At 71.6% G+C, this 22241-nt stretch carries 22 protein-coding genes; 8 read left to right on the forward strand and 14 right to left on the reverse strand.

Going from position 1 to position 22241, the window contains the following annotated elements; all coding sequences use genetic code 11:
• Positions 1–1137 (reverse strand): acyl-CoA dehydrogenase family protein, encoded by a 1137-nt coding sequence (locus tag AB6L24_RS15715; protein ID WP_405655851.1) that lies wholly within the window; start codon positions 1135–1137, stop codon positions 1–3.
• Positions 1137–2777, reverse strand: coding sequence for an aldehyde dehydrogenase family protein (locus AB6L24_RS15720; protein ID WP_405655852.1), 1641 nt, complete (start codon positions 2775–2777; stop codon positions 1137–1139). Before AB6L24_RS15720 ends, AB6L24_RS15715 begins: the two co-directional genes overlap by 1 nt.
• 270 nt (positions 2778–3047) lie before the next feature.
• Between AB6L24_RS15720 and AB6L24_RS15725 the strand changes: the two genes are divergently transcribed.
• Positions 3048–4073: a bifunctional lysylphosphatidylglycerol flippase/synthetase MprF gene (locus AB6L24_RS15725; RefSeq protein ID WP_405655853.1), complete on the forward strand. Its 1026-nt coding sequence runs from the start codon at positions 3048–3050 to the stop codon at positions 4071–4073.
• A gap of 13 nt (positions 4074–4086) precedes the next feature.
• Here the strand turns inward: AB6L24_RS15725 and AB6L24_RS15730 are convergent, their stop codons facing one another.
• Positions 4087–4848, reverse strand: a complete 762-nt coding sequence (locus AB6L24_RS15730) for a BTAD domain-containing putative transcriptional regulator (protein WP_405655854.1) — start codon at positions 4846–4848, stop codon at positions 4087–4089.
• A gap of 284 nt (positions 4849–5132) precedes the next feature.
• Here AB6L24_RS15730 and AB6L24_RS15735 point away from each other — a divergent pair, with 284 nt between their 5' ends.
• Positions 5133–5501: a helix-turn-helix domain-containing protein gene (locus AB6L24_RS15735; RefSeq protein ID WP_405655855.1), complete on the forward strand. Its 369-nt coding sequence runs from the start codon at positions 5133–5135 to the stop codon at positions 5499–5501.
• 94 nt (positions 5502–5595) lie between these two features.
• On the opposite strand, the gene AB6L24_RS15740 is transcribed toward AB6L24_RS15735, so the two are convergent.
• A complete protein-coding gene (locus AB6L24_RS15740; protein ID WP_405655856.1) occupies positions 5596–6795 on the reverse strand; it encodes an MFS transporter in 1200 nt (399 codons plus the stop codon).
• 230 nt (positions 6796–7025) lie between these two features.
• Between AB6L24_RS15740 and AB6L24_RS15745 the strand changes: the two genes are divergently transcribed.
• Complete coding sequence (locus AB6L24_RS15745) at positions 7026–8258, forward strand: ROK family protein (protein ID WP_380853585.1); 1233 nt, start codon at positions 7026–7028, stop codon at positions 8256–8258.
• Positions 8259–8268: 10 nt separating this feature from the next.
• Here the strand turns inward: AB6L24_RS15745 and AB6L24_RS15750 are convergent, their stop codons facing one another.
• Positions 8269–9471, reverse strand: a complete 1203-nt coding sequence (locus AB6L24_RS15750) for an MFS transporter (protein WP_405655858.1) — start codon at positions 9469–9471, stop codon at positions 8269–8271.
• A gap of 152 nt (positions 9472–9623) precedes the next feature.
• Positions 9624–10223, reverse strand: coding sequence for a TetR/AcrR family transcriptional regulator (locus AB6L24_RS15755; protein WP_405655859.1), 600 nt, complete (start codon positions 10221–10223; stop codon positions 9624–9626).
• Between the two features lie 119 nt (positions 10224–10342).
• On the opposite strand from AB6L24_RS15755, the gene AB6L24_RS15760 reads away from it, so the two are divergent.
• The gene (locus AB6L24_RS15760; protein WP_405655860.1) at positions 10343–11359 is read left to right on the forward strand and encodes an NAD(P)/FAD-dependent oxidoreductase; all 1017 of its coding nucleotides are present in this window, start codon (positions 10343–10345) and stop codon (positions 11357–11359) included.
• Positions 11360–11393: 34 nt separating this feature from the next.
• Here AB6L24_RS15760 and AB6L24_RS15765 read toward each other — a convergent pair whose 3' ends face one another.
• The 4 genes from AB6L24_RS15765 to AB6L24_RS15780 all read right to left on the reverse strand — a co-directional run bounded on the left by AB6L24_RS15765 (position 11394) and on the right by AB6L24_RS15780 (position 13998).
• Positions 11394–12344: a phosphotriesterase gene (locus tag AB6L24_RS15765; RefSeq protein ID WP_405655861.1), complete on the reverse strand. Its 951-nt coding sequence runs from the start codon at positions 12342–12344 to the stop codon at positions 11394–11396.
• Positions 12341–12928, reverse strand: coding sequence for a DUF4865 family protein (locus tag AB6L24_RS15770; RefSeq protein WP_405655862.1), 588 nt, complete (start codon positions 12926–12928; stop codon positions 12341–12343). The genes AB6L24_RS15765 and AB6L24_RS15770 overlap by 4 nt, the downstream gene beginning before the upstream one ends.
• 31 nt (positions 12929–12959) lie before the next feature.
• Positions 12960–13361, reverse strand: a complete 402-nt coding sequence (locus AB6L24_RS15775; protein WP_405655863.1) for a cupin domain-containing protein — start codon at positions 13359–13361, stop codon at positions 12960–12962.
• Positions 13362–13422: 61 nt separating this feature from the next.
• On the reverse strand, positions 13423–13998 hold the full coding sequence (locus AB6L24_RS15780) for a TetR/AcrR family transcriptional regulator (protein ID WP_405655864.1): 576 nt from the start codon (positions 13996–13998) through the stop codon (positions 13423–13425).
• Positions 13999–14245: 247 nt separating this feature from the next.
• Between AB6L24_RS15780 and AB6L24_RS15785 the strand changes: the two genes are divergently transcribed.
• The 3 genes from AB6L24_RS15785 to AB6L24_RS15795 all read left to right on the forward strand — a co-directional run bounded on the left by AB6L24_RS15785 (position 14246) and on the right by AB6L24_RS15795 (position 17975).
• Positions 14246–14527 (forward strand): SHOCT domain-containing protein, encoded by a 282-nt coding sequence (locus AB6L24_RS15785; protein WP_405655866.1) that lies wholly within the window; start codon positions 14246–14248, stop codon positions 14525–14527.
• Positions 14524–15327 (forward strand): ABC transporter ATP-binding protein, encoded by an 804-nt coding sequence (locus AB6L24_RS15790; RefSeq protein WP_405655867.1) that lies wholly within the window; start codon positions 14524–14526, stop codon positions 15325–15327. The genes AB6L24_RS15785 and AB6L24_RS15790 overlap by 4 nt, the downstream gene beginning before the upstream one ends.
• A gap of 86 nt (positions 15328–15413) precedes the next feature.
• A complete protein-coding gene (locus AB6L24_RS15795; protein WP_405657177.1) occupies positions 15414–17975 on the forward strand; it encodes an ABC transporter permease in 2562 nt (853 codons plus the stop codon).
• A 27-nt stretch (positions 17976–18002) separates the two neighbouring features.
• On the opposite strand, the gene AB6L24_RS15800 is transcribed toward AB6L24_RS15795, so the two are convergent.
• On the reverse strand, positions 18003–18515 hold the full coding sequence (locus tag AB6L24_RS15800) for an ATP-binding protein (RefSeq protein WP_405655868.1): 513 nt from the start codon (positions 18513–18515) through the stop codon (positions 18003–18005).
• 188 nt (positions 18516–18703) lie between these two features.
• On the reverse strand, positions 18704–19030 hold the full coding sequence (locus tag AB6L24_RS15805; protein ID WP_405655870.1) for a hypothetical protein: 327 nt from the start codon (positions 19028–19030) through the stop codon (positions 18704–18706).
• Between the two features lie 380 nt (positions 19031–19410).
• Between AB6L24_RS15805 and AB6L24_RS15810 the strand changes: the two genes are divergently transcribed.
• The gene (locus AB6L24_RS15810) at positions 19411–20517 is read left to right on the forward strand and encodes a PLP-dependent cysteine synthase family protein (RefSeq protein WP_380853891.1); all 1107 of its coding nucleotides are present in this window, start codon (positions 19411–19413) and stop codon (positions 20515–20517) included.
• 33 nt (positions 20518–20550) lie between these two features.
• Here AB6L24_RS15810 and AB6L24_RS15815 read toward each other — a convergent pair whose 3' ends face one another.
• Complete coding sequence (locus AB6L24_RS15815) at positions 20551–21051, reverse strand: SRPBCC family protein (RefSeq protein WP_405655871.1); 501 nt, start codon at positions 21049–21051, stop codon at positions 20551–20553.
• A gap of 63 nt (positions 21052–21114) precedes the next feature.
• On the reverse strand, positions 21115–21999 hold the full coding sequence (locus AB6L24_RS15820; protein ID WP_405655872.1) for a DeoR/GlpR family DNA-binding transcription regulator: 885 nt from the start codon (positions 21997–21999) through the stop codon (positions 21115–21117).
• Between the last annotated feature and the right edge of the window lie 242 nt (positions 22000–22241).

Raw genomic sequence — 22241 nt, forward strand, 5'->3', positions numbered from 1 at the left:
TCACGCGAGCCTCAGCGGCCTGCCGTCGACGTGCTCCATGAGGGGCCCGGCGAAGCTGCTGCGGGACGGGGGGTGGAAGGCGAGGCCGTGCGAGGCCGCGGCGAGGTAGGCGACGTCCGAGGAGCCGATGAAGGCCATGCCGCCGAGTGCTTCCACGGCCCGGCGGACCGCGTCGCCGAGCGCGTCCTGGCAGCCGAACCTGGCCAACAGGGCTTTGCCGAGACCGGTGTTGCCCGTCTCGCCGTCCAGGATCATGCGGGCCGTCCCCTCCAGCAGGAGCACGGCCGACTCCAGGCGGGCGACCAGCTGGGCACGGTCGGATTCGCTGCCGCGCCCGCGGGCCACCACCCGCTCGACCAGGGAGCTCGCGATGCCCACGTAGGAGGCGGAGATGAGCAGTTCGAACCAGATGAACCCGACGGTCTGGAGTTCGTCGAGCTCCCCGGCGTCCCCCAACTCGGTCCGCATGATCTGCTGTTCGTCGACGAAGACGTCGGTGAGCCGGATCTCGTCGCTCTCCGCGCCCGCAAGGGCCCAGCTGGACCAGAACGGCCGCACGCTCATGCCCTCGGCCTCGCTCGGCACGAGCAGCACCGCCATGTCGCTGCCGCCGTCCGGGAGCGGCAGCGCCACGCTCGCGGTGAGCAGGTCCATCGACCGGGACAGACTGCACGGCTTCTTCGATCCGTTGACGGCGTAGCCGCCCTCGACGGCCCGTGCGGTCATGGTCGGGGCGAGAATGCCGCGCCCCGGCTGCCCTTCGGCGAAACCGGAGGCCACCAACAGGTTCTGGGAGCTGATGCCCTCCAGGAGCGCCCACTCCATGCCGCTGCTCTGCAGGCTGTCGGCGAGCGTGAAGAGGGTGGCCACCGAGAAGTGGTGCATGGTGGTGGCGACGGCCAGCGAGGGGGCGGCCGCGGCGATGGCGCGCGTCACCTCCAGGGCCTGGAGCGGATTGGCGCCCGCCCCCTCATAGGTCTTGGGGATCACCAGACCGGAACCGCCGGCTGAGCGGAAGAGGTCGACGGCGGGGCTGCCCGGCCGCTCGAGCTCTTCCAGCGGGATGTCGCCGAGCCTGCCGAGGAGTCCGGGCAGGAAGTCCTCGCACGTCTGTCGTGCCGCGTCGAGTGAGCGCATCAGAACTCCTGACTCCTCTTCGTGGGGAACGTCGTGGGGAACGCCGTGGGGACCTTCGTGGGGAGCAAGGCGTTCCACGCTCCGAACACGGCCTCCCGGGGCCTGGATCCGGGGCTGATGCTGACTCCCTGCAGATGGCTCGTCCGCAGGATCGGATAGTTGGCCTCGCCGAAGACGCCCCCGGTCAGGCCGGTGCCGCCGTGGGTGGGCAGATAGGGGAGAAAGCCGATGTGGGAGTCGTTGATCTTCAGCAGTCCGCCGCTGCGGACCTGGCTGAGGAAGGTGTCGACGACCGTCGACGAGGTCGCCCACACCGAATTGCGCAGGCCGTACTCATTGCTGTTCACGTAGGCGACGAAGCGCTCGAGGAGCACCTCGTCCGGCGCCCGTTCCGCGACGATGAGCGGCAACAGCGGGAAGAACGTCTCGTGTCGTACGGCGTCGATGTCGCGCGCGCCCTCAAGGCCGCGCACGACCACGACCGTCGGCTCCAGGAAGATGCCCGCGGTGTCGCGGCTCTCGTCGGCCTGCATCGCGTGTCCGCCACAGGCCAGTTCGGCGCCCTTGTCCAACGCGTCGCGCAGGCAGCCGAAGAACTTCTCGTTGCGCAGCACCGGGGTGAGCAGGACGTCCTCCTCCTCCGGCCGCCCCGGCCTGATGTGGCCGACCTGACGGACGAGGGAGGCGATGAGGGCGTCGGCGATGTCCGGGTGCACCACCACCTGGTTGGGAATCATGCAGAGCTGGCCCGAGCCGTAGAAGCTCTCCGTCAGCGCTTCCGCCGCCAGCTCCGGGTCGGCGTCCTTCCAGACCACCACCACGTCGTTGCCCGCGAGTTCGAGGATCGGCTTCTTGCCCGCGGTCAGGCAGCGCTCCTGGAACCGGACGCCGTTCTCGCTGCTGCCGAAGTACATGATGTCGTCCACATGAGGGCTCTCCACCCATGCCGAGAGCAGCGGCACGGGGTCCCCGCACACCACGTTGAGCGTGCCGGGCGGCGCCCCGACCTCTTCGAGCACCGGCCGTACCACCTCGTGCAGGACGTACATCACGCCGAGCGGCGCGCTGCGCGGGGCGCGGACGACCAGGGCGTTGCCGGCCATGATGGAGGTGACGCCGAGGAGGGCGCTGGACAGGGGCGCGTTCTGCGGCGGGTTCACGCACACCACGCCGTCCGGGCACCGGCGGACCTGGATGCGGCGCTCGCCGTGCCGGAACTCCTGATGCATCTGCGAACGGTAGAAGCCCAACGATTCCGGGCCGAAGCACTCCAACATTCCCGAGACCTGCCAGCGGGCCAGGACCACCGGGTGTCCTTCGGCGACCAGGATCCGCGTGATCTCCTCGGCCCGTTCGGTCAGCCTCCGGCAGAGGAGCTCGCCGACCTTGTCGAGGCGGGTCTCCAGGGGGTAGGCCCCCCAGACCGGCGCTGCGGCCGCGGCCGCCTCCAGCGCCGCCTCGACGGTCGGCCCGTCGGCTTTCGCGACGCGGCCGACGATGCTGGGCGGGAGGTTCTCCGGTGAGACGCGCCCCCGCTCCAGCTTCCGCTTGAGCGTGAGGCTCGCGAAAGCGTCGTCCAGCAGCACTCCGGAGTTCACGACATACACCCAGGCGTCGCTTTCGCGATCCTGCCCGCCCACGTAGGAAGAATAGGAGCGGAAAGGCACGGCGCTTTTCGCCGCATGTGATGAAGCCGGATCCGTGTGGGACAACTGCGTGATCCCCACTCTCACTCCCTGCTGTCGTGTCCACGTTGTCGGTGGTCATTTCGACGTTTCCCCGACCCTGGCAGCGGACACTGAAAAAGCGCTGACAGCGCGCTGAAACCGTCCTGTCAGACGCGTTGCCGCATCTATGGATACGCTTCCCCCCAGATGCTGCGGCGAGGCGACGTGAAGGATGGATCCTCCATGAAGCGGTCAAAGGAACAGGCGTCGGTCCCGTGTCTCCCGAATGACTTCGAAAAGTTCCGGATCAAGTCGGCGATCGAGAAGTACGCGGACAACCCGAGCGCATTTCTGGCTCTCAACGAAGGAAACGAGACCTTTTCCGTGCCCGGCGGTGACGGGGTCATCGTCTTCCGTGGAGCCGGCCGTTATCTGATCCAGTTCGGGGGAGTGTTCGCCCCGCCGGAATGCCGCGCCGACCTCTTGCGCGAGTTCAAGAAGTTCGCGGCCGGGAAACGTCGTCGCATCGTCGCGATGCAACTGCAGGCATCGGATGCCGGCATGTACGAGCCCGAAGGCTTCGTGATCAACCAGGTCGGAGCGTCATACTCGGTGAATCTCGCCGAGTTCTCCCTGCGTGGATCGCGGTTCGTCAAGCTCCGGAACAAGATATCGCGAGCCAGGCGGAGCGGACTTGAGGTGCGCGAAGTCGATTTCGACAGCTACCGGAGCCAGTTGGCCGAGCTCGACAGGAACTGGCTGCGATCGAAGGGCCGGCACGTGAAGGAGATCGAGTTCCTGGTGGGCCAGCTCGGAGGTCCCGCGCAGAAACATCGCAGACTCTTCGTCGGCCTGCTGGACGGGGCGCCCGTCGCCTACATCTCCTACTCGCCCGCCTACGGCTCGAACCCCGGGTGGCTGCACGACCTCAGCCGCCGGGTCGCGAACCCCCCGCCTGGCGTCATGGAGGCCCTCAACTCCACGGCCATGGGTGTCTTCCGGGACGAGGGGGCGGGGTGGCTGCACTTCGGCTTCACTCCGTTCACGACGCTGCGCCCCGAGCACGAGCTGCCGAGCCACAGCCCGATGACGGCGAAGTTCATGAAGTTCCTCGCGGAGCACGGAGAGTCTGTCTATCCGTCCAGAAGCCAGCTCGCCTACAAGGAGAAGTGGGCACCGCACCTGGTGCTTCCCGAGTATCTCGCCTTCGAGGGCGGAGTGCGGCCGGGCGCCATCTGGCAGATACTCAGAGTGACCAAGTCGATCTGAGAAGCAGACCGGTTCACCGGACCATGGGCGCACGGCTCAGTATCTTCTGAAGCCGCTGTTGCAGTCTCTCGCTCGGCTCGAGACCCAGGTCGTGGGTCAGCCGGTGACGGGTTCGCTGATATGCGTCGAGTGCTTCTGCCTGGCGCCCGGAGTGATACAGCGCGGTCATGAGCTGTTCACAGAACCTCTCCCTCAAGGGGTATTGCATGGATAGCTGCTCGATCTCCGGCACCATGGCCTGGTATTCACCCAGCGCGAGGCGTGCGTCGATGAGACGTTCGCGAGCGATGAGCCGGGTCTCCTCCAGGCCCGCGTAGGCGGTTCGGCACATCATGCCGGGGCCGGCGTCAAGCAGTGCGGGCCCTCTCCAGAGCGCGAGCGCCTCGGTGAGTCGCTCGACGACCTGCCGGGGAGGAATGTCGATGATCCGTTCCACCGATGCGACGAGTGTCTCGAATCGGATGGCGTCCACGTCGACGGGGCGTATGCGGAGGATGTAACCGGAGGAGCTGGTCTCGATGACCTCGCGCATGTCCGGCTTCCCCGTGCCTTCCGCAAGAATACGGCGCAGCCGGGCGATGTGGCTCTGGAGGGAGTTGGCGGCATTTCTGGGTGGCCGCTCGCCCCACAGTTCGTCTATGAGATCACTGAAGGAGACAGAAGTAGCGGGGGACAGTGCGAGGGCAGCCATGATGGCGCGCAGTTTTTCACCTGGCAGCGAAACGGAAACACCGTCCTCCACCACCTCCACATCGCCCAGTAAGTTCACCAGCATATGCATTCCCTGGAGCTGCGGAGCGGGGTCTTTCCGTTCGTTGCATCCGCGTTCTGAATTGCTTGCTCAATCCCTTTTGTTTCCGAACCATCCATGTTTCTTCCCCCGTTTCACATAGTGGCCGGGAGAGCTTAATCCGACGCGCGGCATCGGTCAACGACTGCTTCGGAAGTGGAACTCAGGAGTTGCAATAGATTGCACCCGGAGGTGCAGAAATGGCCAGCACTGGAAACAGTGAGGATCAAGGGCTCCCGCCCTGCGAGGATGATAAAAATGCATCAGTGATGCCCGAGATCGCCAGGCGGTTGCGTCATATACGGCGACATCACCCGGAAGGCCCGTTCACCTTGCTGGAGTTGGCCCGCCTGACAAGTGTCTCAAAACGCACCCTTGCCGCCGCGGAGTCGGCCGAGGGCACGAACCTCACGCTCGAGACGCTGGTGAAGCTCACGCGGGGTCTCGGGATCCGGCGCCTGGCCTACTTCCTGGACGAGCAGGTCTTTCAGGAAGTGAACGCCGAGATGCGCCGCGGTGGGGTGGTGGCGCAGCGGGCGGCGCATGCGATCGAACCGCTCGGTCCGCTGGCAACCCTCGTCGGCGGCATCCTGGCCGCCGCGACACGCCCCGGCCGCCCCGGCTCTGCCTCCGGTTGAGGTCGCACATCGCCGAGGGGGCTGCTGAGGGTTCCCCGAAGCCTCGGAGGGGAAGCCGCTTCGACCTCGCCCGGCATGACGATGCGTACCGGACTCACCTGACGACCCGGCGCGTCGTGAAGCCGATCACGGCGGCCACCGCGGCCAGCAGCGCCACGCTGGTGAGCGCCGTCGGCAGCGTGAACCAGTCCGCCATGAACCCGATCGCGGGCGGTCCGAGGAGCATGCCGGTGTAGCCGAACGTGGAGGCGATGGCCACGCCGCTCGCTCCGGCGAGGGCGCCCGCGCGTTCGACGGCGACCGGGAAGATGTTGGCGAGCCCGATGCCGGTGACGGCGAAGCCGAGGAGTGCCGCCCAGACGGAGGGGGCGAGCGCGCCGAGGAGCATGCCGACGGCGGCCGTGGCGCCGCCCGCGACCAGGGTCCGGGTCCGGCCGAGCCGTTCGAGGAGGGTCGTGCCGGTGGCGCGGCCGAGCGTCATGGCGAGCGCGAAGCACGAGTAGCCGGCGGCCGCCACGCCCGGCGTGGTGTCGAGGTCCTGCTCCAGGTGGAGCGCGCCCCAGTCGGCGAGCGCCCCCTCGCCGTACGCGGTGCAGAGCGCGATCAGGCCGAAGACGACGACGAGTCCGCGGGTGCGGGGCGTGAGGCGCTGCGAGGTGCCGTCGTCGTGGCGCCGTTCGACCGGGGGCGCCGGAGGCTTCAGGCGCAGCAGCGCGCGTCCCGCGACGGCGGTGACGACCAGGCCGATCACGGTGAGGCCGAGCAGGTGGCGGGTGGGGGACACGGAGCCCGCTATGAGCGCGCCGAGCCCCGCGCCGATCATTCCGCCGAGGCTGAAGGCCGCGTGGAAGCTGGGCATGATCGGTCGCTTCAGGGCGGCCACCAGGTCCACGGCGGCGCTGTTGAACGCGACGTTGATCCCGCCGTAAGCAGCCCCGAAGAGCAGCAGTACCCCACCGAGCGCCGCCGCGGAGTGGGTCAGCGGCGGCAGGGCGACGCTCAGCGACAGCAGGACGCCGCAGACGACCGTGACCGGATGGCTGCCGTAGAGGCGGCACAGCCGTCCGGTGAGCATCATCGTGATCACGGCGCCGACCGAGACGCCGAGCAGGGCGAGCCCGAGGGCGCTGGACGAGGCGCCGGTCTGTTCCTTGATCGCGGGGATGCGGACGACCCATCCGGCGAAGATGAAGCCGTCGAGGGCGAAGAAGACCGTCAGGACGACACGGAGCCGGGTGAGCTCCGGGGAAGTGGCTCCGGGGGCCCCGGACGTGGTTTTGTTTAGTAGCGGCACAAAGTCAGCGTAGAGGGGAAGCCGGGCCGTGGACAAGACGGTTTCCTCGCGACCGGGGCGGCGTGCGCGGAGTCGCGTCGCGGCGGACGCGCGGGCCCGGGCCGCTCGGGAGGCCTCGGCGGTACGCGCACGGGGCTGCCGTGACGGAAGCGCGCGGGGAGACAGGATGGGGAAGACGGGATGACGGCTGAACGGCGAGACGGCGTACGGATCATGGGAGACTCGCCCTCATGAACGGGAAGGCTGCCACCCGGGGTGAGGCACATCTGTCCACGCGCACGCGTCTGGAGCGCGGTCGTACCGCGCTCGGCCCCGCCCTCGAACTCGTCCACACCGGGCGCGCCCCCACCCGAGCCGTCCTCACCGCCGAGCTGGGCGTCACCCGCGCCACGGCGGGAGCGGTCGCCGCGGAGCTGGAGGCGCTCGGCCTGATCAGCGTCGACGCCAAGCCGAGTGCCGCCGCGGGCTCCCAGGGGCGGCCCTCGCACCGGCTGTCCGTCGCCGGGGCCGGGCCCGTCGCCCTGGCGGCCCAGGTGCACGCCGACGGATTCCGGGCCGCGCTCGTGGGCCTCGGCGGCCGGATCGTCGCCACCGCGCCCGGCTGCGAGACCATCGACGCCGACCCGGCGCAGGTGCTCGGCTCGGTCATCGAGGCGGGCGCCCAGCTCCTGCGCGAGACCGGCAGACGGTGCGTGGGCGCGGGACTCGCGGTGCCGTCGGCCGTCGCCGAGCCGGAGGGCACGGCGCTCAACCCGCTGCACCTGGCCTGGCCCGCGGGCGCGCAGGTCCGGGAGATCTTCGCGAACTGCGTACGGGACGCGGGCATCGAAGGCCCCGCGTTCACCGGCAACGACGTGAACCTGGCGGCGCTCGCCGAGCACCGGCACGGCGCGGGGCGCGGCGCGCGCGACCTGCTGTGCGTGGCGACCGGGCACCGCGGCGTCGGCGGCGCCCTCGTCCTCGACGGGCGGCTGCACACGGGCAGTTCGGGTCTGGCCCTGGAGGTCGGCCACCTCACGGTGCACCCGGAGGGCCGCCCCTGCTACTGCGGCAGCCGCGGCTGCCTGGACGTGGAGACGGACCCGCTGGCCTTCCTGGCGGCGGTGGGCGTCGAGCCCAGCCCCGAGGGCCTGCTCGTCCAGGCCCGCAGGCTCGTCGCCGAGGAGCACGCCGACCCGGCGGTGCGCACGGCGATCGAAGCCCTCATCGACCGGCTCGGCCTCGGCCTCGCGGGCCTGGTGAACATCCTCAACCCGGACCGGATCATCCTCGGCGGGCTGCACCGCGCCCTCCTGGAGGCCGACCCGGAGCGGCTGCGCGCCGTCGTGGCGGACCGCAGCCTGTGGGGCCGCAGCGGCGGCGTCCCCATCCTGGCCTGCACCCTCGACCACAACAGCCTGGTGGGGGCCGCCGAGCTGGCCTGGCAGCCGGTGCTCGACGACCCCCTGGGGGCGCTGGGCTAGCGGGCCGGGGTCAGCCGACCTCGACGGGCTCCCGCGCGGGGACCGGCGCCTCGACGGGCGTTGCCGAGCGCGCCGCCGCGCGTCGCCTCAAGTCCGGTACGAGGGACAGCAGTCCGAGCACCGCGAGCCCGGCGCCGATCCACAGCGGCGCCCGCAGCCCGTAGGCGTCGATGGCCGGCCCGCCGACGGACGTGGCGATGATGATGCCGCCCGTGATGAACGACGAGTGGACGCTGTTGACCAGTGCGCCGGTGTTGCCCACGCGCTGCACGCGGGTCACCATCGCCGGGTTCATGGTGACGCCGACCAGGCCGATGCCCAGCATCATCACCACGGCCCCGACGGGCAGGTCGGCGAGGAGCGCGAAGCCGACCAGGAAGCCGAGGTTCAGGAGCAGGCCGGTGACGAGGACCGGCAGCGTGTGCCGGTCGGCGAGGCGGCCGACGACGGTGTTGCCGATGAGGGTGGCGGCGCCGTACGCGACGAGCAGCAGCGGCACCGTGCCGGTGGCGAAGCCGGTGATCTCGGTGAGGATCGGGTTGAGGTAGCTGAACGCCGCGAACGTCGCGCCGATCACGAAGGTGCTGGTGGTCAAGGTGAGCCAGAGCCGGGGGCTCTTGAAGGCGCCGAGCTCCTCGCGCAGCGACCCGGACTCGTCCTCGGCGCGTTCGACGCGGGGCACGCCGGCGAAGGTGGCCGCGGCGGCGAGCACCGTGAGCACGGTGATGGCCCAGAACGCCGCGCGCCAGCCCAGGTGTTCACCGACGACGGTGGCGAGCGGAAGGCCGAGGAGCGTGCCCAGCATCAGCCCGTTGAGGGCCACGGCGACGGCGCGGCCCCGTATCTCGGGGCGGGTGAGCCGGGTGGCCATGGAGATGCCCACGCCGAAGAAGGCCTGCGAGGCGACGCCGGTGACGACGCGCGCCACGAGCATCGTCCAGTAGTCCGGGGCGAGCGCGGCGAGCACATTGCCGCCGAGGAAGATGGCGAACAGCACCATCAGGGCCCGCTTCTGCGGGAGTTTCAGCAGGGCGACCGTCAGGAACGGCCCGCCGAAGGCCATCGCCACGGCGAAGGCGGTGATCAGATAGCCGATCTCCGGGATCGTCGCGTCGAGCCCGTCGGCCATCTGCGGCATGAGTCCGGCGACGACGAACTCGCTGGTCACCATGGCGAAGATGCCTAGGGCCAGGACGTATACGGCGCGGGGCATGGGTGCTGCTCCTTCGGGGAGGTGTGGCTGGTTGCTCGAATATTGGATGGATCAGTACAAAACATGGGCATGGGTGGCCGGGAGCGGGCGCAAGCCCGGCACGGCGTGCTGGTGGGGACTGGTGGGTGCGGGCAGTGGGGGTGAGTCGGGCGTCAGGGGCGCAGGGCGTCCAGCGCGGTGTCGGCGATCGACTCCAGGACCGCGCGCCCCGCGCCCGCCTGCGCCGAGACGCGCATGCCGCCGATGGTGGCGTTGATGAACCGGGCGAGCGCGTCGGCGTCCCGCCCTGCGGTGATCGTGCCGTCGCGCTGCCCCGCCTCCAGGGCGACGTGCAGCAGGCCGAGCCGGATGCCGAGGTCGCGCTCGACGAGCGCGGCCGCCTCCGGGTCGCGCCGCACCAGCTCCACGACCGTGTTGACGGTGAGGCAGCCGATGCTGCTCTCGTCGTCCTCCCGGTACTCGTACTCGCTGTTGACGACGCGGGCGAACAGGGCCTGGATCCGCTCCATGCCCGAGCGTCCGGCGTCCTCCAGGATCTCCGCCTGGGGCACGCTCATCGTCTCGATGTAGCGCGCCAGGGCGCGCCGGAACAGGTCGTGCTTGCTGGTGAACGTGTTGTAGATGCTGCTGCGGCCCAGTCCGGTGGCTTCGCACAGGTCCTGGGTCGAAGTGGCCTCGTAGCCGTTCGCCCAGAAGGCGCGCATCGCCGCGTCCAGGGCCCGGTCCTCGTCGAACGTCCGTGGTCGGGCCATGTCGGTACCGTAGCCGTTTTGGAACGCGTGATGCAATATGAGGTCCGAGTTTGCTGATACGGCAATGTCGTTTGCCTTGCCGGGAAGGGCGGCGCATGGTCGTGGTGGAGGTGTTGGTCATGAACGATTCATTGGACGACGCGTACGACGTCGTGGTGATCGGCGGTGGTTCCGCGGGGCTGAACGGCGCCCTGGTGCTGGCCCGGGCGCGCAGGGCGGTGGTGGTCGTGGACGCGGGAGCCCCGCGGAACGCCCCGGCCGACGCGGTGCACGGGCTGTTCGCGCGGGAGGGCACTCCGCCCGCCGAGCTGTTGGAGCGCGGCCGGGCAGAGGTGCGCGGGTACGGCGGCCAGGTGGTGTCGGGCCGGGTCGATGAGGTGACGCGGGACGGCGACGGCTTCGTGGTCGGCCTGGCCGACGGCCGGACGGTCCGGGCGCGCCGGGTACTCGTCGCGACCGGCCTGGTGGACGAGCTGCCCGACGTGCCGGGGGTGCGCGAGCGGTGGGGCCGGGACGTGCTCCACTGCCCGTACTGCCACGGCTGGGAGGTGCGGGACCAGGCCATCGGCGTGCTCGCGGGCGGGCCGATGTCGCTGCACCAGACGCTGCTGCTGCGGCAGTGGAGCGCCGACATCACGTACTTCGCGCACACCGCGGAATCCCTGACCGACGAGGAGGAGGAGCGCCTTGCCGCCCGCGGTATCCGGGTGGAGGAGGGGGAGGTGGCGGCCGTGGAGGTCGTCGACGACCGTCTCGTGGGCCTGCGGATGGCCGACGGCAGGCTGGTGCGCCGGGAAGCGGTGGTCGTCGGGCCGCGGATGGTGGCGCGCGTCGGCTTCCTGAAGGCGCTCGGGGTGGAGCCGGTGCCGCATCCCGCGGGCGAGTACGTGCAGGCGGACGCGACGGGCCGCACGGACGCGCCCGGCGTGTGGATCGCGGGCAACGCCTCGGACCTGTCCGCGCAGGTCGGCGGGGCCGCGGCGGCCGGGGCGTTCGCGGCGGCGCAGATCAACGCCGATCTGGTGAACGAGGACACGGAGCGGGCGGTCGCCGTGTACCGGGAGGCGTCGGTTGGTGCGGGTGCGGGTGCGGGTGCGGGTGCGGGTGCGGGGGGTGGGGCTGGGCAGGGCGCCTAGGGCGCTGCCGGGCGCCCCCGCCCGCACCCCCGTCTCACCCCGGCCACACGACCCCGAAAGCCCGCCCCGCGTTCACCGTCACGATCCGGTCCACCAGTTCCTTGCCCACAGCCGACTCCAGGCGTGGCCGTACCCGGCGCAGCAGGTGCGGCATCCCCGGGCCGCCGTTCACCGCACGCGCTCCGGCGGTCGTGGTGTCGCCGCCCAGGAGGAGCTGATCGCCGTGCCCGGCGTCGGCGAGGGCGCGCACGGCGTCCGGCATCCGCCAGTCCGTGGCGTGGTTCGCGCGTGACGGTCCGTCAAAGGCCAGCCAGGCACCCGCCGATGCCGCATCGCGGTGCACGTCCAGGTCGGGCGCGCGGTTGAGGTGCCCCAGGATCACCTTGCCCGGCGGCACCTCCAACTCGCCGCACAGCAGGTCGAGTACGTCGAGGACGCCCGTGCCGAGTTCCAGGTGGACGGCGATCGGCGCGCCCGTCGCCAGGTGGGCCCCGGCCGCCGCGGTCATCGTCCAGCGGGCGTGCGCGTCCAGGGCGTGGAAGCCGCCCGCGACCTTGATGAGCCCGGCCCGCACACCGGTGTCGCCGATGCCGTGCGTGAGTTCGCGCACGAACACCGCCGCGAGGACGTCGGGGTCACGGTCGCCCAGCTCCCTCAGCAGATCCGGGGAGTAGTGCACCGCCTGGTGCAGCCCGGTGGCCGCCACGATCCGGACGCCCGTCGTGCGCGCGAGGCCGGGCAGGTCGGCGGCGCGCCGCCCCATGCCGTGCGGCGTCCACTGCACGACGCTCCGCCCGCCCTCGGCGCGGAACGCGGCCAGCTCGGCCGTGGCGGCGGCCACGGAGTCCAGCTCCTGGCCCGGGAGTTGAGGGCTCCGCAGGAAGAGGTGGTCGTGGGCGTCACAGATCCCCAGGTCGCCGGGTTCGACATCACCGAGGACGGTCCGCACGGCGGCGGCACCCGCACCCGAAACCCCGGCGCTCACCACGCCCGCCCCCGCCCCACCCGCTCCAGCTCCGGCGTCGAGCAGTGCAGCACCTGGAACACCTCACCGCTCGCCCGCTCCGCCGCGCCCTCGGCCCACAGGGAGAACGTCACCGCCTCCCAGTGCCGCGGGTCGACCGCGACCAGCACGCCGACGGCCCCGTCCCGCGCCGCCAACGACCGTGCCTCCGTGAGCAGTTCCTCGGTCAGGTCGGTGGTGCGGGCGCCCTCGGGGACGGGCCTGCGGTGCCGTACGGCGGCGACGGGCCGGTCGCCTGCGGCACCCCCGTCCTCGTACCCCACCGCCATCCAGTGCTGCACCACCGGACGTCCGAAGTCGTCGCACAGCCCCTGGAATCCGGGTCCCCAGAGGAAGGAGCCGAGGCCTTCGGTGGTGTTCCAGAGGTAGAACGGCGCGTACTGGTTCACCGGCGAGCCGTCGACGCCTCGTTCGCGCATCAGATACGCCTTGAAGCCCAACCCCGGGAAGGCGTCGAGGAGATGGCCCTTGGTGGCCACGCGCTCGCGGATGACGCCCATGTCGTAGTCGGCGGGCAGGGTGACCTCGTACTGCTTGGCGTGCATGTGTGCTCCAGGGAGGGTGCGGGGGCGGGCCTCAGGCGGTCGGCGGGTACTCCGGGGCGGGGACGAGCTCCTCCCACGTGGCCGTCGTGCCGTCGTCCGCCGCCTCGACGACGGCGAGGTGCGTCATGAACGTGTGCGGCCCGGCGCCGTGCCAGTGGCGCTCGCCCGGCTCGATCCACACGGTGTCGCCCGCCCTGATGGGCTCGACGGGGCCGCCGTCGCGCTGCACGAACCCCTCGCCCTCGGTGACGTGCAGGACCTGCCCGTGCGGGTGGCGGTGCCAGGCCGTGCGGGCGCCGGGGGCGAAGTGGACGCTGAACACGCGCAGCCTGGAGGGCGGTTCGGGGTGCGCGATCACGTCGAGCCAGACGGTGCCGGTGAAGTTCTCGGCGGGGCCCTGCCTGCTCGCGGGGCGGGTGCGGGTGATGTGCACGGGCGGATCCTTAACTCGGTCGAACGGCAAGGAAGTTGAGCAGAGGGGGGAGAGGCGGTGCTCAGCTGCGCGGCGCGAGCAGCGCCAGCAGGCCCCGCACCCCCGCGTCGAACGCCTCCGGCGAGCCCGTCGCGCGGGCCAGGACATAGCCGCCCTGCACGGTCGCGACGATCGCCGACGCGACCTCGCCCGCGTCGAGCGCGGCGCCGAACTCGCCCCGGTCCACGCCCTCCTGGACGATGCCCGCGAGCCGACCGCGCAGCCATGCGAGGGTCTCGGTGACCGGCGCCCGCAGCTCGTCGCTGGCGATCACGTCGGGGTCCATCGTCAGCCGCCCGACCGGGCAGCCGCGCAGCACGTCCCGCTCGCGCAGGAGGTACGAGGAGACGCGGTCGTACGCCGGCCCGTCACCCGCGAGGGTCGCCTCCGCCGTGGCGCGCATCTCCTCGGCGGTGCGGCGGATCGCCGCGAGGGCCAGATCCGGCTTGCCCGCGAAGTGGTGGTACATGCTGCCCTGCCCGGCGCCCGCGTGCTGCTGGATCGCCTTGGGGCTGGTGCCGACGTAGCCGCGCTCCCACAGCAGTTCACGCGTGGACTCGATCAGACGCTCCGGAGTGCTCATGGCGCGACTGTACATACTAATAGGTACAGAAGTCCAGGTGGGAGGTGGCGAGCAGACGTCGCGGGCGTCGTTCCGTACCGGAGAAGCAGGCGGCGCGCGGTCGCGTACTCCCCAGGAGGTACGCGCACGGCCGCTGGCCGTACGACGACTTCACGGGCCCCGGCGAGGAGCCTCGTAAGCGAACGGAACCAGTGCGGAGCGAAGGGTGAAAGCCCAGCTCGCGGCGCTGGTACCCACCCCGCTTCCCGAGGAGATGGACATCGTGCAGACCCTGGCATTCGACGGCGGACCCGGCCCGTGGATCCTGTTCTTCCCGCTGATCTGGGCGGCCGTCGTCATCGGCGTCGTGACCTTCCTGCGCCGCACCGTCTGGCGCGGCCGGCGCGGACCCTGGCGGACCGGCGCGAGCGACGACAAGTCGCCGATCGCCGTGCTCGGCCACCGCTTCGCCGCCGGTGAGATCGACGAGGACGAGTACTGGCGCCGACTGAGCGTCCTCAACGAGGAGTTCGGCCGCACCGCGAAGGGCGGTGGCAGGGCATGAGCACCGCCACCCCCCGGCAGCGGTCCACCGCGCCGGACGCCGCGCGGGTCGAGTCGGCCGTGAAGGTCTACGGCTCGTCCTCGGACACCGCCGTGACCGCACTCGACGGCGTGAGCGTCGGCTTTCCCGCCGGACGCTTCACGGCGATCATGGGCCCGTCGGGCTCGGGCAAGTCCACGCTGATGCACTGCGCGGCCGGTCTGGACACCCTGACCTCCGGCTCCGCGTACATCGGCGACACCGAGCTCGGCCCGCTCGACGACCGGCGCCTGACCCTGCTGCGCCGCGACCGCGTCGGCTTCGTCTTCCAGGCCTTCAACCTGGTGCCGACACTGACCGTCGCCGAGAACATCAGGCTGCCGATGGACCTGGCCGGGCGGCGCTTCGACCGGGACACCCTGGAGTGGACGGACGCCCTCATCGACGTCGTCGGCCTGCGCGACCGGCTGCGCCACCGCCCCGCCGAACTCTCCGGCGGTCAGCAGCAACGCGTCGCCGTGGCCCGGGCGTTCGCGGGCCGCCCCGACGTCGTCTTCGCCGACGAGCCCACCGGCAACCTCGACTCCCGCTCCGGCGAGGAGGTACTCGGACTGCTCGGCCGCGCGGTGCGCGAGATGGGCCGCACCGTGGTCATGGTCACCCACGACCCGGTGGCCGCCGCCCACGCCGACGAGGTCGTCTTCCTCGCCGACGGCCGCCTCGTGGACCGGATGGCGGCGCCCACGGCCGACAAGGTCCTGGACCGCCTGAAGGCGTTCGACACCCGGTCGGCCACGACCTCCGAAGGAGCATCCTCATGAGTGCCACCGGTCCGCGGAGTGCCGCCGGGCCCGGCAGCCCCACCGGCCCGCGGGGCCCCGCCAGGACCGGCGCCCCCACCGGCTCCCTGGCCGCCGCCCTCCGCATCAGCCTCACCTCCCTGCGCGGCCACAAGCGCCGCTTCGCCGGTACGTTCTTCGCGGTGCTGCTCGGCGTCGCCTTCCTGGCGGGCACCCTCGTCATGGGCGACACCCTGCGCGCCAGCTTCGACACGATGTTCGGCAACGCCACGCGCGGCACCGACGCGGTCGTCCGCAGCGCCAACACCATCACCACGCCCGGCGAGAGCCAGGGCGTGCGCCAGAACGTCGACACCGCCCTGGTCGACCGCGTCGAGAAGGTCCCCGGCGTCGCCGCCGCCGTGCCCGCCATCCAGGGCGCGGGCCAGCTCATCGGCAAGGACGGCGACCCGATCGGCGGCCAGGGCCCGCCCACCCTCGCCGGGAACTGGATCACCGACACGGAGCTGAACGCCTACCGCCTGGCCGAGGGCCGCGCCCCCGCCAGGAGCGGCGAGGTCGTCGTCAACCGCGGTGCCGCCGAGAGCGGCGACCTGAAGATCGGCGACACCACGACGCTGCGCACTCCCGACCCCGTGCGGGTCACGATCGTCGGCCTCGCCACGTTCGGCGGCGAGGACGGAATGGCGCAGACGACGTTCACGGGCATGACGCGCGCCGACGCCGAGAAGTACCTGATGCCGAAGCCCGGCGAGGCCGCGACCGTGCAGGTGCGCGCTGGACCCGGCACGAGCCAGCAGGAACTCGTCGACGCGCTGACCCCCGTCCTGCCCAAGGGAGTCGAGGCCATCACCGGACAGGAGGCGGCGGCAGAGAACTCCGACATGATCTCCGGTCAGTTCCTGACCCTGTTCACCACGTTCCTGCTGGTCTTCTCCGGCATCGCCCTGCTGGTGGCCACCTTCTCCATCCACAACACCTTCGCCATCGTCGTGGCCCAGCGCACCCGCGAGAACGCGCTGCTCCGCGCCCTCGGCGCCTCCCGCCGCCAGGTCACCGCGGCGACCCTGGCCGAGGCGTCCGTGGTCGCCGCCGTGGCCTCCGCGGCGGGCCTCGCGGGCGGCATCGGCATCGCCGCCGGGCTCCAGGCGCTGTTCCCGGCCATCGGATTCCCCTTCCCCGAGGGCGACTTGGTGATCAGCGGTACGTCGATGCTGCTGCCCCTCGCGGTCGGCGTCGCCGTGTGCGTGGCGTCCGCGCTGCTTCCCGCCGTCCGAGCCGGACGTACCGCGCCGCTGGCGGCCCTGCGCGAGACGGCCGTCGACCACTCCGGCGCCTCCCGCACCCGCGCGGCCGTCGGCACCGGCATCGCCGTCGCGGCCGTCGCGCTCACCCTGGTCGGCGTGCTCGCCTCGCCGTCGATCTGGCTGGCGGGCGGCGGCGCGGTCCTCGCCCTGGCCGCGTTCGTGGTCCTCGGACCCGTCGCGTCCTCGCGCGCGGTACGGATCCTCGGCGGGCCGCTGGACCGGCTGCGCGGCGTCACCGGATCGCTTGCCCGGCGCAACGCCCTGCGCAGCCCCAAGCGCACCGCCGCCACCGCGAGCGCCCTGATGATCGGCGTCGCCGTCGTCTGCCTTTTCACCGTCTTCGGCGCCTCGCTGAAGGCCACCATGGACCAGACGGTCTCGCGCTCCTTCGCGGGCGACGTCGCCGTCAGCACACCGTCCTTCGGGGCGGGCGGCAGCGGACTCAGCCCTCGTCTCGCGCCCGCCGTCGGGGAGCGCCCGGAGGTCGCCACGGCCGTCGGCCTCGGCAGGGGAGTGGCCGAAGTCAACGGCGAGGGACGGGCGTTGACCGTCACCGACCCGGTCGCGCTCGCCAAGTCCTTCGACCTCGGCACGGTCGACGGATCGCTCGGCGACCTCGGCGACGACGGCATCGCGCTCACCCGCGCGGAGGCCGACAAGCAGCACCTCACGGTCGGTGACAAGGCCGAACTCGCCTTCACCGACGGAAAGAAGGGCACCTTCACGGTCCGCGCCGTCTACGGACAGTCCGAGCTGGCGGGCGACTACGTCATCACCCGCGACGCCTGGGCCCCGCACCGCGCCCAGGACTCCGACACGCTGGTGGCGGTGACCTTCAAGGACGGGGTGAGCGCGGCGGACGGCAAGGCCGCGGTGTCGGCCGTGGCGAAGGAGTACGGCAACCCCGAGGTGCAGACCCGCGACGAGTACGCGCAGTCCGCGGCCGGCGGCATCGACATGATGCTGACCCTCGTCTACGCCCTGCTCGCCCTCGCCGTCCTCATCGCCCTGCTCGGCATCGCCAACACCCTGACCCTCGCCGTGCACGAACGCACCCGCGAGCTGGGCCTGCTGCGGGCCGTCGGCCAGACCCGAGGGCAGCTGCGGGCCATGGTCCGCTGGGAGTCCGTCCTGGTCGCCGCGTTCGGCACGGCGGGCGGCCTGGCCCTCGGCGGCTTCCTCGGCTGGGTCCTGGTCAAGGCGTCCGACGGCGCGTCCGACAGCGCCTTCGCGTTCGCGCTGCCGCCGACCCAGCTCGCCGTGGTCGCCCTGGTGGGCCTGGCGGCCGGGGCCCTCGCGGGCCTGCGTCCGGCCCGGCGCGCCGCCCGCCTCGACGTCCTGCGGGCCATCGCCGCGGAGTGAGGCGCGGGGGGTGAAGTCACCGCCCGGTCAGCCGGCAACGGCGGACCGGGCGGGAGCATGGGCGCCGACGGGGGCGGGGGCCTCGGCGAACGGGGCGTCGTGCGTGCTGCCGTACACCGGATACGTCGGCAGCGGCGCGGTGGCCGACGGCGCGCAGAGCGTGAACCAGACGACCTTGCCCGTGTCGCCCTGCGGCTGCGCGCCCCAGCTCTCGCTGACCGCCGCGACCATCGCGAGCCCGCGCCCGCAGGTCTCGAACGGATCGGCGTCGTGCACCACGGGAAGCCTCGGATCGTGGTCGTGGACGGAGACCATGAGGCGTTCGAGCAGCAGCTCGATCTCCACGGTGCAGGTCTTGTCCGGCTCGGCGTGCCGGTGGACGTTGGTCAGCAGCTCGGTCACGCCGAGCGCGGCCTGGTCTATCAAGGGATCGAGATGCCAGTAGCGCAACTGCGCAGAGACGATTCTGCGGACCTGGCCGATCCGCGACGGCAGGGCTTGGAGCTCTACCGTGCAATGCCTGCTTGGCTGGCTGATCACGGTGCGACTCCCCGAATTGAGGTCCGGAAGAAGACGGCGTTCGGATCCGGCAGGGGCCGCTCGCGCCGCCGCCTGCGGTGGTGACCGGCGGGCTGGTTCGCAGCGTTATCACCGGTAAACCCAGAGTGATGTGACACCAGCGTGACTCAGGGGGTGGGGGCGTGCAACTCGCGCCCCGGCCGCGCCCCTCAGCCCCGGCGGCCGCCGGCCGCGCGACGTACCGCTTCGAGGAAGGTCCGGACCGTGGGCGGCCCCGCCTCCCCGGGCACCGGATCGTGCTCGCCCATCGTCAGCAGATACCGGGTGCCGTTGACCTCGGCGAGCGCCTTGTCCTGCGGGGCGAACCAGGGCTTCGCCGTGCGCACCGCGCGCAGCGGCGCGCTGTCGATCTCCGTGCCGTAACTGGTGAGCAACTCCAGCCTGCCGTCGCTGATCCGGACCTGGCCCGCATGGGTCAGCGACCGCAGCCGCCGCCCGATCCCTACGCCCGTGGCCCTGAACTCCGGCTCCGCCATGAAGCTCCGCCCCCCTCGTGCGCCTGGTGTCGACGCGCCCTCGGTGTGGTGACCCACGGCGCCGCACGCACGTCGTACGGCACCTCCTTGAAACCTACCCCTGTTCCGTGCGGTGCAGTGTGCACGCGCTCGGCGTCGAGGACCAGTGTGCCCGGCGACGACGCACATGCCACTTCGGTGCGTGGCCGGCGCGCCCCGCCGCCCGGGGCCACCCGGCGGGCAAGGACCTCCTTTGGGTGGTCAAAAGGTGTGTTTATGCAGGTGAGAGCCGTGTTGTGGGTGTTTATCATCGAGGTGTCCGGCCGGATCGATCCCGTTCCGGCACGAGGCCTAAGGAGCCCGCGGTGAGCACCACCCAGCACGATCCGGCCGACGAGCCGATGGCCACGCTCGACGTGGACCGCAGCGACGACGCGTACCGCACTTGGCTGAAAGAGGCCGTGCGCAAGGTCCAGGCCGACGCCAACCGCTCCGCGGACACCCATCTGCTGCGCTTCCCGCTGCCCGAGCAGTGGGGCATCGACCTGTACCTGAAGGACGAGTCGACGCACCCGACCGGAAGCCTCAAGCACCGGCTCGCCCGCTCGCTGTTCCTGTACGGCCTGTGCAATGGCTGGATCCGTCCGGGGCGCCCCGTGATCGAGGCGTCCAGCGGCTCGACGGCCGTCTCCGAGGCGTACTTCGCGAAGCTCATCGGCGTGCCCTTCATCGCGGTGATGCCGCGCACGACGAGCGCCGAGAAGTGCCGTCTCATCGAGTTCCACGGCGGTCGGTGCCACTTCGTGGACGACTCGCGCACCATGTACGCGGAGTCCGCCCGCCTCGCCGTCGAGACCGGCGGCCACTACATGGACCAGTTCACCTACGCGGAACGGGCCACGGACTGGCGCGGCAACAACAACATCGCCGAGTCGATGTTCCAGCAACTGCGCCTGGAGCGGCACCCGGAGCCCGCGTGGATCGTCGCCACGGCGGGCACCGGCGGCACCTCCGCGACCATCGCGCGCTACGTCCACTACATGCAGCACGACACCCGGATCTGCGTCGCCGACCCGGAGAACTCCTGTTTCTTCGACGGCTGGACGAAGAACGACCCGGACGCCTCCAGCGACTGCGGCTCGCGCATCGAGGGCATCGGCAGGCCGCGCATGGAGCCGAGCTTCGTGCCCGGCGCCATCGACCGCATGATGAAGGTCCCCGACGCGGCGAGCGTCGCCGCGGTGCGCGCCCTGGACCGGGCCATCGGCCGCAAGGCGGGCGGCTCGACCGGCACGGGCCTGTGGAGCGCCCTCAGGATCGCCGCGGAGATGGTGGCCGCGGGCCGCACGGGCAGCGTCGTCACCCTCATCTGCGACCCGGGCGAGCGCTACCTGGACAAGTACTACTCGGACGCGTGGCTGGCCGAGCAGGGGCTCGACATCGCGCCGTACGAGCGGACGATCGAGGGGCTGCTGGCCACGGGGGAGTGGCCGGCGCACGCCGGTTAGGCCCGCCGGGGCGGGAGTCGAGCCGGGGCCGGGTCAGCCGCCGTTCGCGCCGGAGAGCTGCCGGTCCAGGTTCGCGACCGCGGCGTGGAAGGACGTGCCCATACCCCGGCGGCCGCCGCGCTTCATCAGGAACCGCGTCAGGGCCACGGCGTCCGCGGCGTACGTCCACTGCACACGGGTGCCCGGACCCCGGCCGTCGGCCGGCTCCAGCGGGATGAGCCGCCACTCCTCGACCAGGGCGCGCAGGCCCGGGAAGTTGGTCAGGTCGATGCGGTAGGCGTACCGCGTGGGCGCGTCCGTGGCGAGGAAGGTCTCGCGGAACCAGAAGCGTCCCTGGATGCGCACCAGCCGGCCCGAGCCGTCGTCGAAGGGACGGGCGTACACCACCGAGGTGTGCCACGAGGGCAGGCGCCGGACGTCCTCGAGCACCTCGTACACCGCCTTGGGCGGCGCCGCGACATCGTGCGTGAACACCAGACGTACCGGAGCGGTCTCGATGAACTCCAGGCCCTCGGACCTCAGTCGGCGTGGCATGAACGCGACCCCCAGGCGGGACGAGGCGGTTGACCGGGTCCGCCCACCATAGCCGGGGGCCTGTCAGAAGTCTGCGGGGTTCTCGTCGTCGGCGGCGAGCGCGGTGCCCGGGGCCTCGGCGGTGTCCGCGCCGTCCTCGGGCGCGCCCGCGACCAGGAGCCGCCGCAGCTGCTCGGAGATCTCCGCGCGGGCCCGCGCGGGCAGCCCCGCGTCCGTCACCAGGGTGTCCACCTGACCGAGCGTCGCGAACGAACTCAGGCCCACCGTGCCCCACTTGGTGTGGTCCGCGACCACGACCACCCGGCGCGCGGACTGCACCAGGCGCCGGTTCGTCTCCGCCTCCGCGAGGTTGGGCGTGGACAGACCGGCCTCGGCCGATATGCCGTGCACTCCGAGGAAGAGCACGTCGAAGTGGAGCGCCGCGATCGCCTGGTCGGCCACCGGCCCGACCAGCGAGTCCGACGGTGTGCGCACCCCGCCCGTGAGGACGACCGTGGCCGCGCCCTGCCGCTGGCCGGTGCTGCGCTGCGCGGAGTGGAAGACGTCGGCGACGCGCACCGAGTTCGTCACCACCGTCAGGTCCGGGACGTCGAGCAGGTGGTGGGCGAGGGCGTACGTCGTGGTGCCGCCGGAGAGCGCGATGGCCGTGCCCGGCGCCACCAGGGTCGCCGCGGTCCGCGCGATGTCCTCCTTGGCGCTCAGCTCCAGGCCCGACTTGGCCTCGAAGCCCGGCTCGTGCGTGCTGGCCTCGGCCACGGGGACGGCGCCGCCGTGCACCTTCTCCAGGACGCCGAGACGGGCGAGCGCGTCCAGATCGCGGCGGACGGTCATGTCCGACACGCCCAGTTTTCTGGTGAGTTCGTTGACCCGGACGCCGCCCCGGCGGCGGACCTCGTCGAGGATCAGGGCACGACGCTGCTCCGCGAGGAGGTTCTGATTCTCACTCACGTCAGGTCCGGCCCTTTCGCCAAGGCAAGCCCGTCATCGGGTCGCCTCATCCTCGCACGAGCAGTCGTTGCGGGTGCCACCGACCGGGCGGCCCCACCATCCGGAAGGGGGAGCTGCCGAAGGGGGAGATTACGTGAGGGTGGCTGCGTGCGGGGCGGGAAACGGCGATCCTTGTGTCCCTGCACTGCTTGCATGGCCCGCACACGGCCCATGACAGCGCACGACTCGGGGGAAGCGGAACA

Origin of the sequence: Streptomyces sp. RK9 (assembly GCF_045070545.1) — a bacterium.
GTDB classification, from domain to species: Bacteria; Actinomycetota; Actinomycetes; order Streptomycetales; family Streptomycetaceae; genus Streptomyces; species Streptomyces alboflavus.

Bases quoted from the DNA above. Each gene is read 5' to 3' on its own strand.
- AB6L24_RS15725 (WP_405655853.1), top strand. From the start codon at position 3,048: ATGAAGCGGTCAAAGGAACAGGCGTCGGTCCCGTGTCTCCCGAATGAC.
- AB6L24_RS15770 (WP_405655862.1), bottom strand. From the start codon at position 12,928: ATGCACGCCAAGCAGTACGAGGTCACCCTGCCCGCCGACTACGACATG.
- AB6L24_RS15745 (WP_380853585.1), top strand. From the start codon at position 7,026: ATGAACGGGAAGGCTGCCACCCGGGGTGAGGCACATCTGTCCACGCGC.
- AB6L24_RS15755 (WP_405655859.1), bottom strand. From the start codon at position 10,223: ATGGCCCGACCACGGACGTTCGACGAGGACCGGGCCCTGGACGCGGCG.
- AB6L24_RS15810 (WP_380853891.1), top strand. From the start codon at position 19,411: ATGGCCACGCTCGACGTGGACCGCAGCGACGACGCGTACCGCACTTGG.
- AB6L24_RS15780 (WP_405655864.1), bottom strand. From the start codon at position 13,998: ATGTACAGTCGCGCCATGAGCACTCCGGAGCGTCTGATCGAGTCCACG.
- AB6L24_RS15815 (WP_405655871.1), bottom strand. From the start codon at position 21,051: ATGCCACGCCGACTGAGGTCCGAGGGCCTGGAGTTCATCGAGACCGCT.
- AB6L24_RS15735 (WP_405655855.1), top strand. From the start codon at position 5,133: ATGCCCGAGATCGCCAGGCGGTTGCGTCATATACGGCGACATCACCCG.
- AB6L24_RS15730 (WP_405655854.1), bottom strand. From the start codon at position 4,848: ATGCTGGTGAACTTACTGGGCGATGTGGAGGTGGTGGAGGACGGTGTT.
- AB6L24_RS15715 (WP_405655851.1), bottom strand. From the start codon at position 1,137: ATGCGCTCACTCGACGCGGCACGACAGACGTGCGAGGACTTCCTGCCC.
- AB6L24_RS15805 (WP_405655870.1), bottom strand. From the start codon at position 19,030: ATGGCGGAGCCGGAGTTCAGGGCCACGGGCGTAGGGATCGGGCGGCGG.
- AB6L24_RS15760 (WP_405655860.1), top strand. From the start codon at position 10,343: ATGAACGATTCATTGGACGACGCGTACGACGTCGTGGTGATCGGCGGT.
- AB6L24_RS15790 (WP_405655867.1), top strand. From the start codon at position 14,524: ATGAGCACCGCCACCCCCCGGCAGCGGTCCACCGCGCCGGACGCCGCG.
- AB6L24_RS15750 (WP_405655858.1), bottom strand. From the start codon at position 9,471: ATGCCCCGCGCCGTATACGTCCTGGCCCTAGGCATCTTCGCCATGGTG.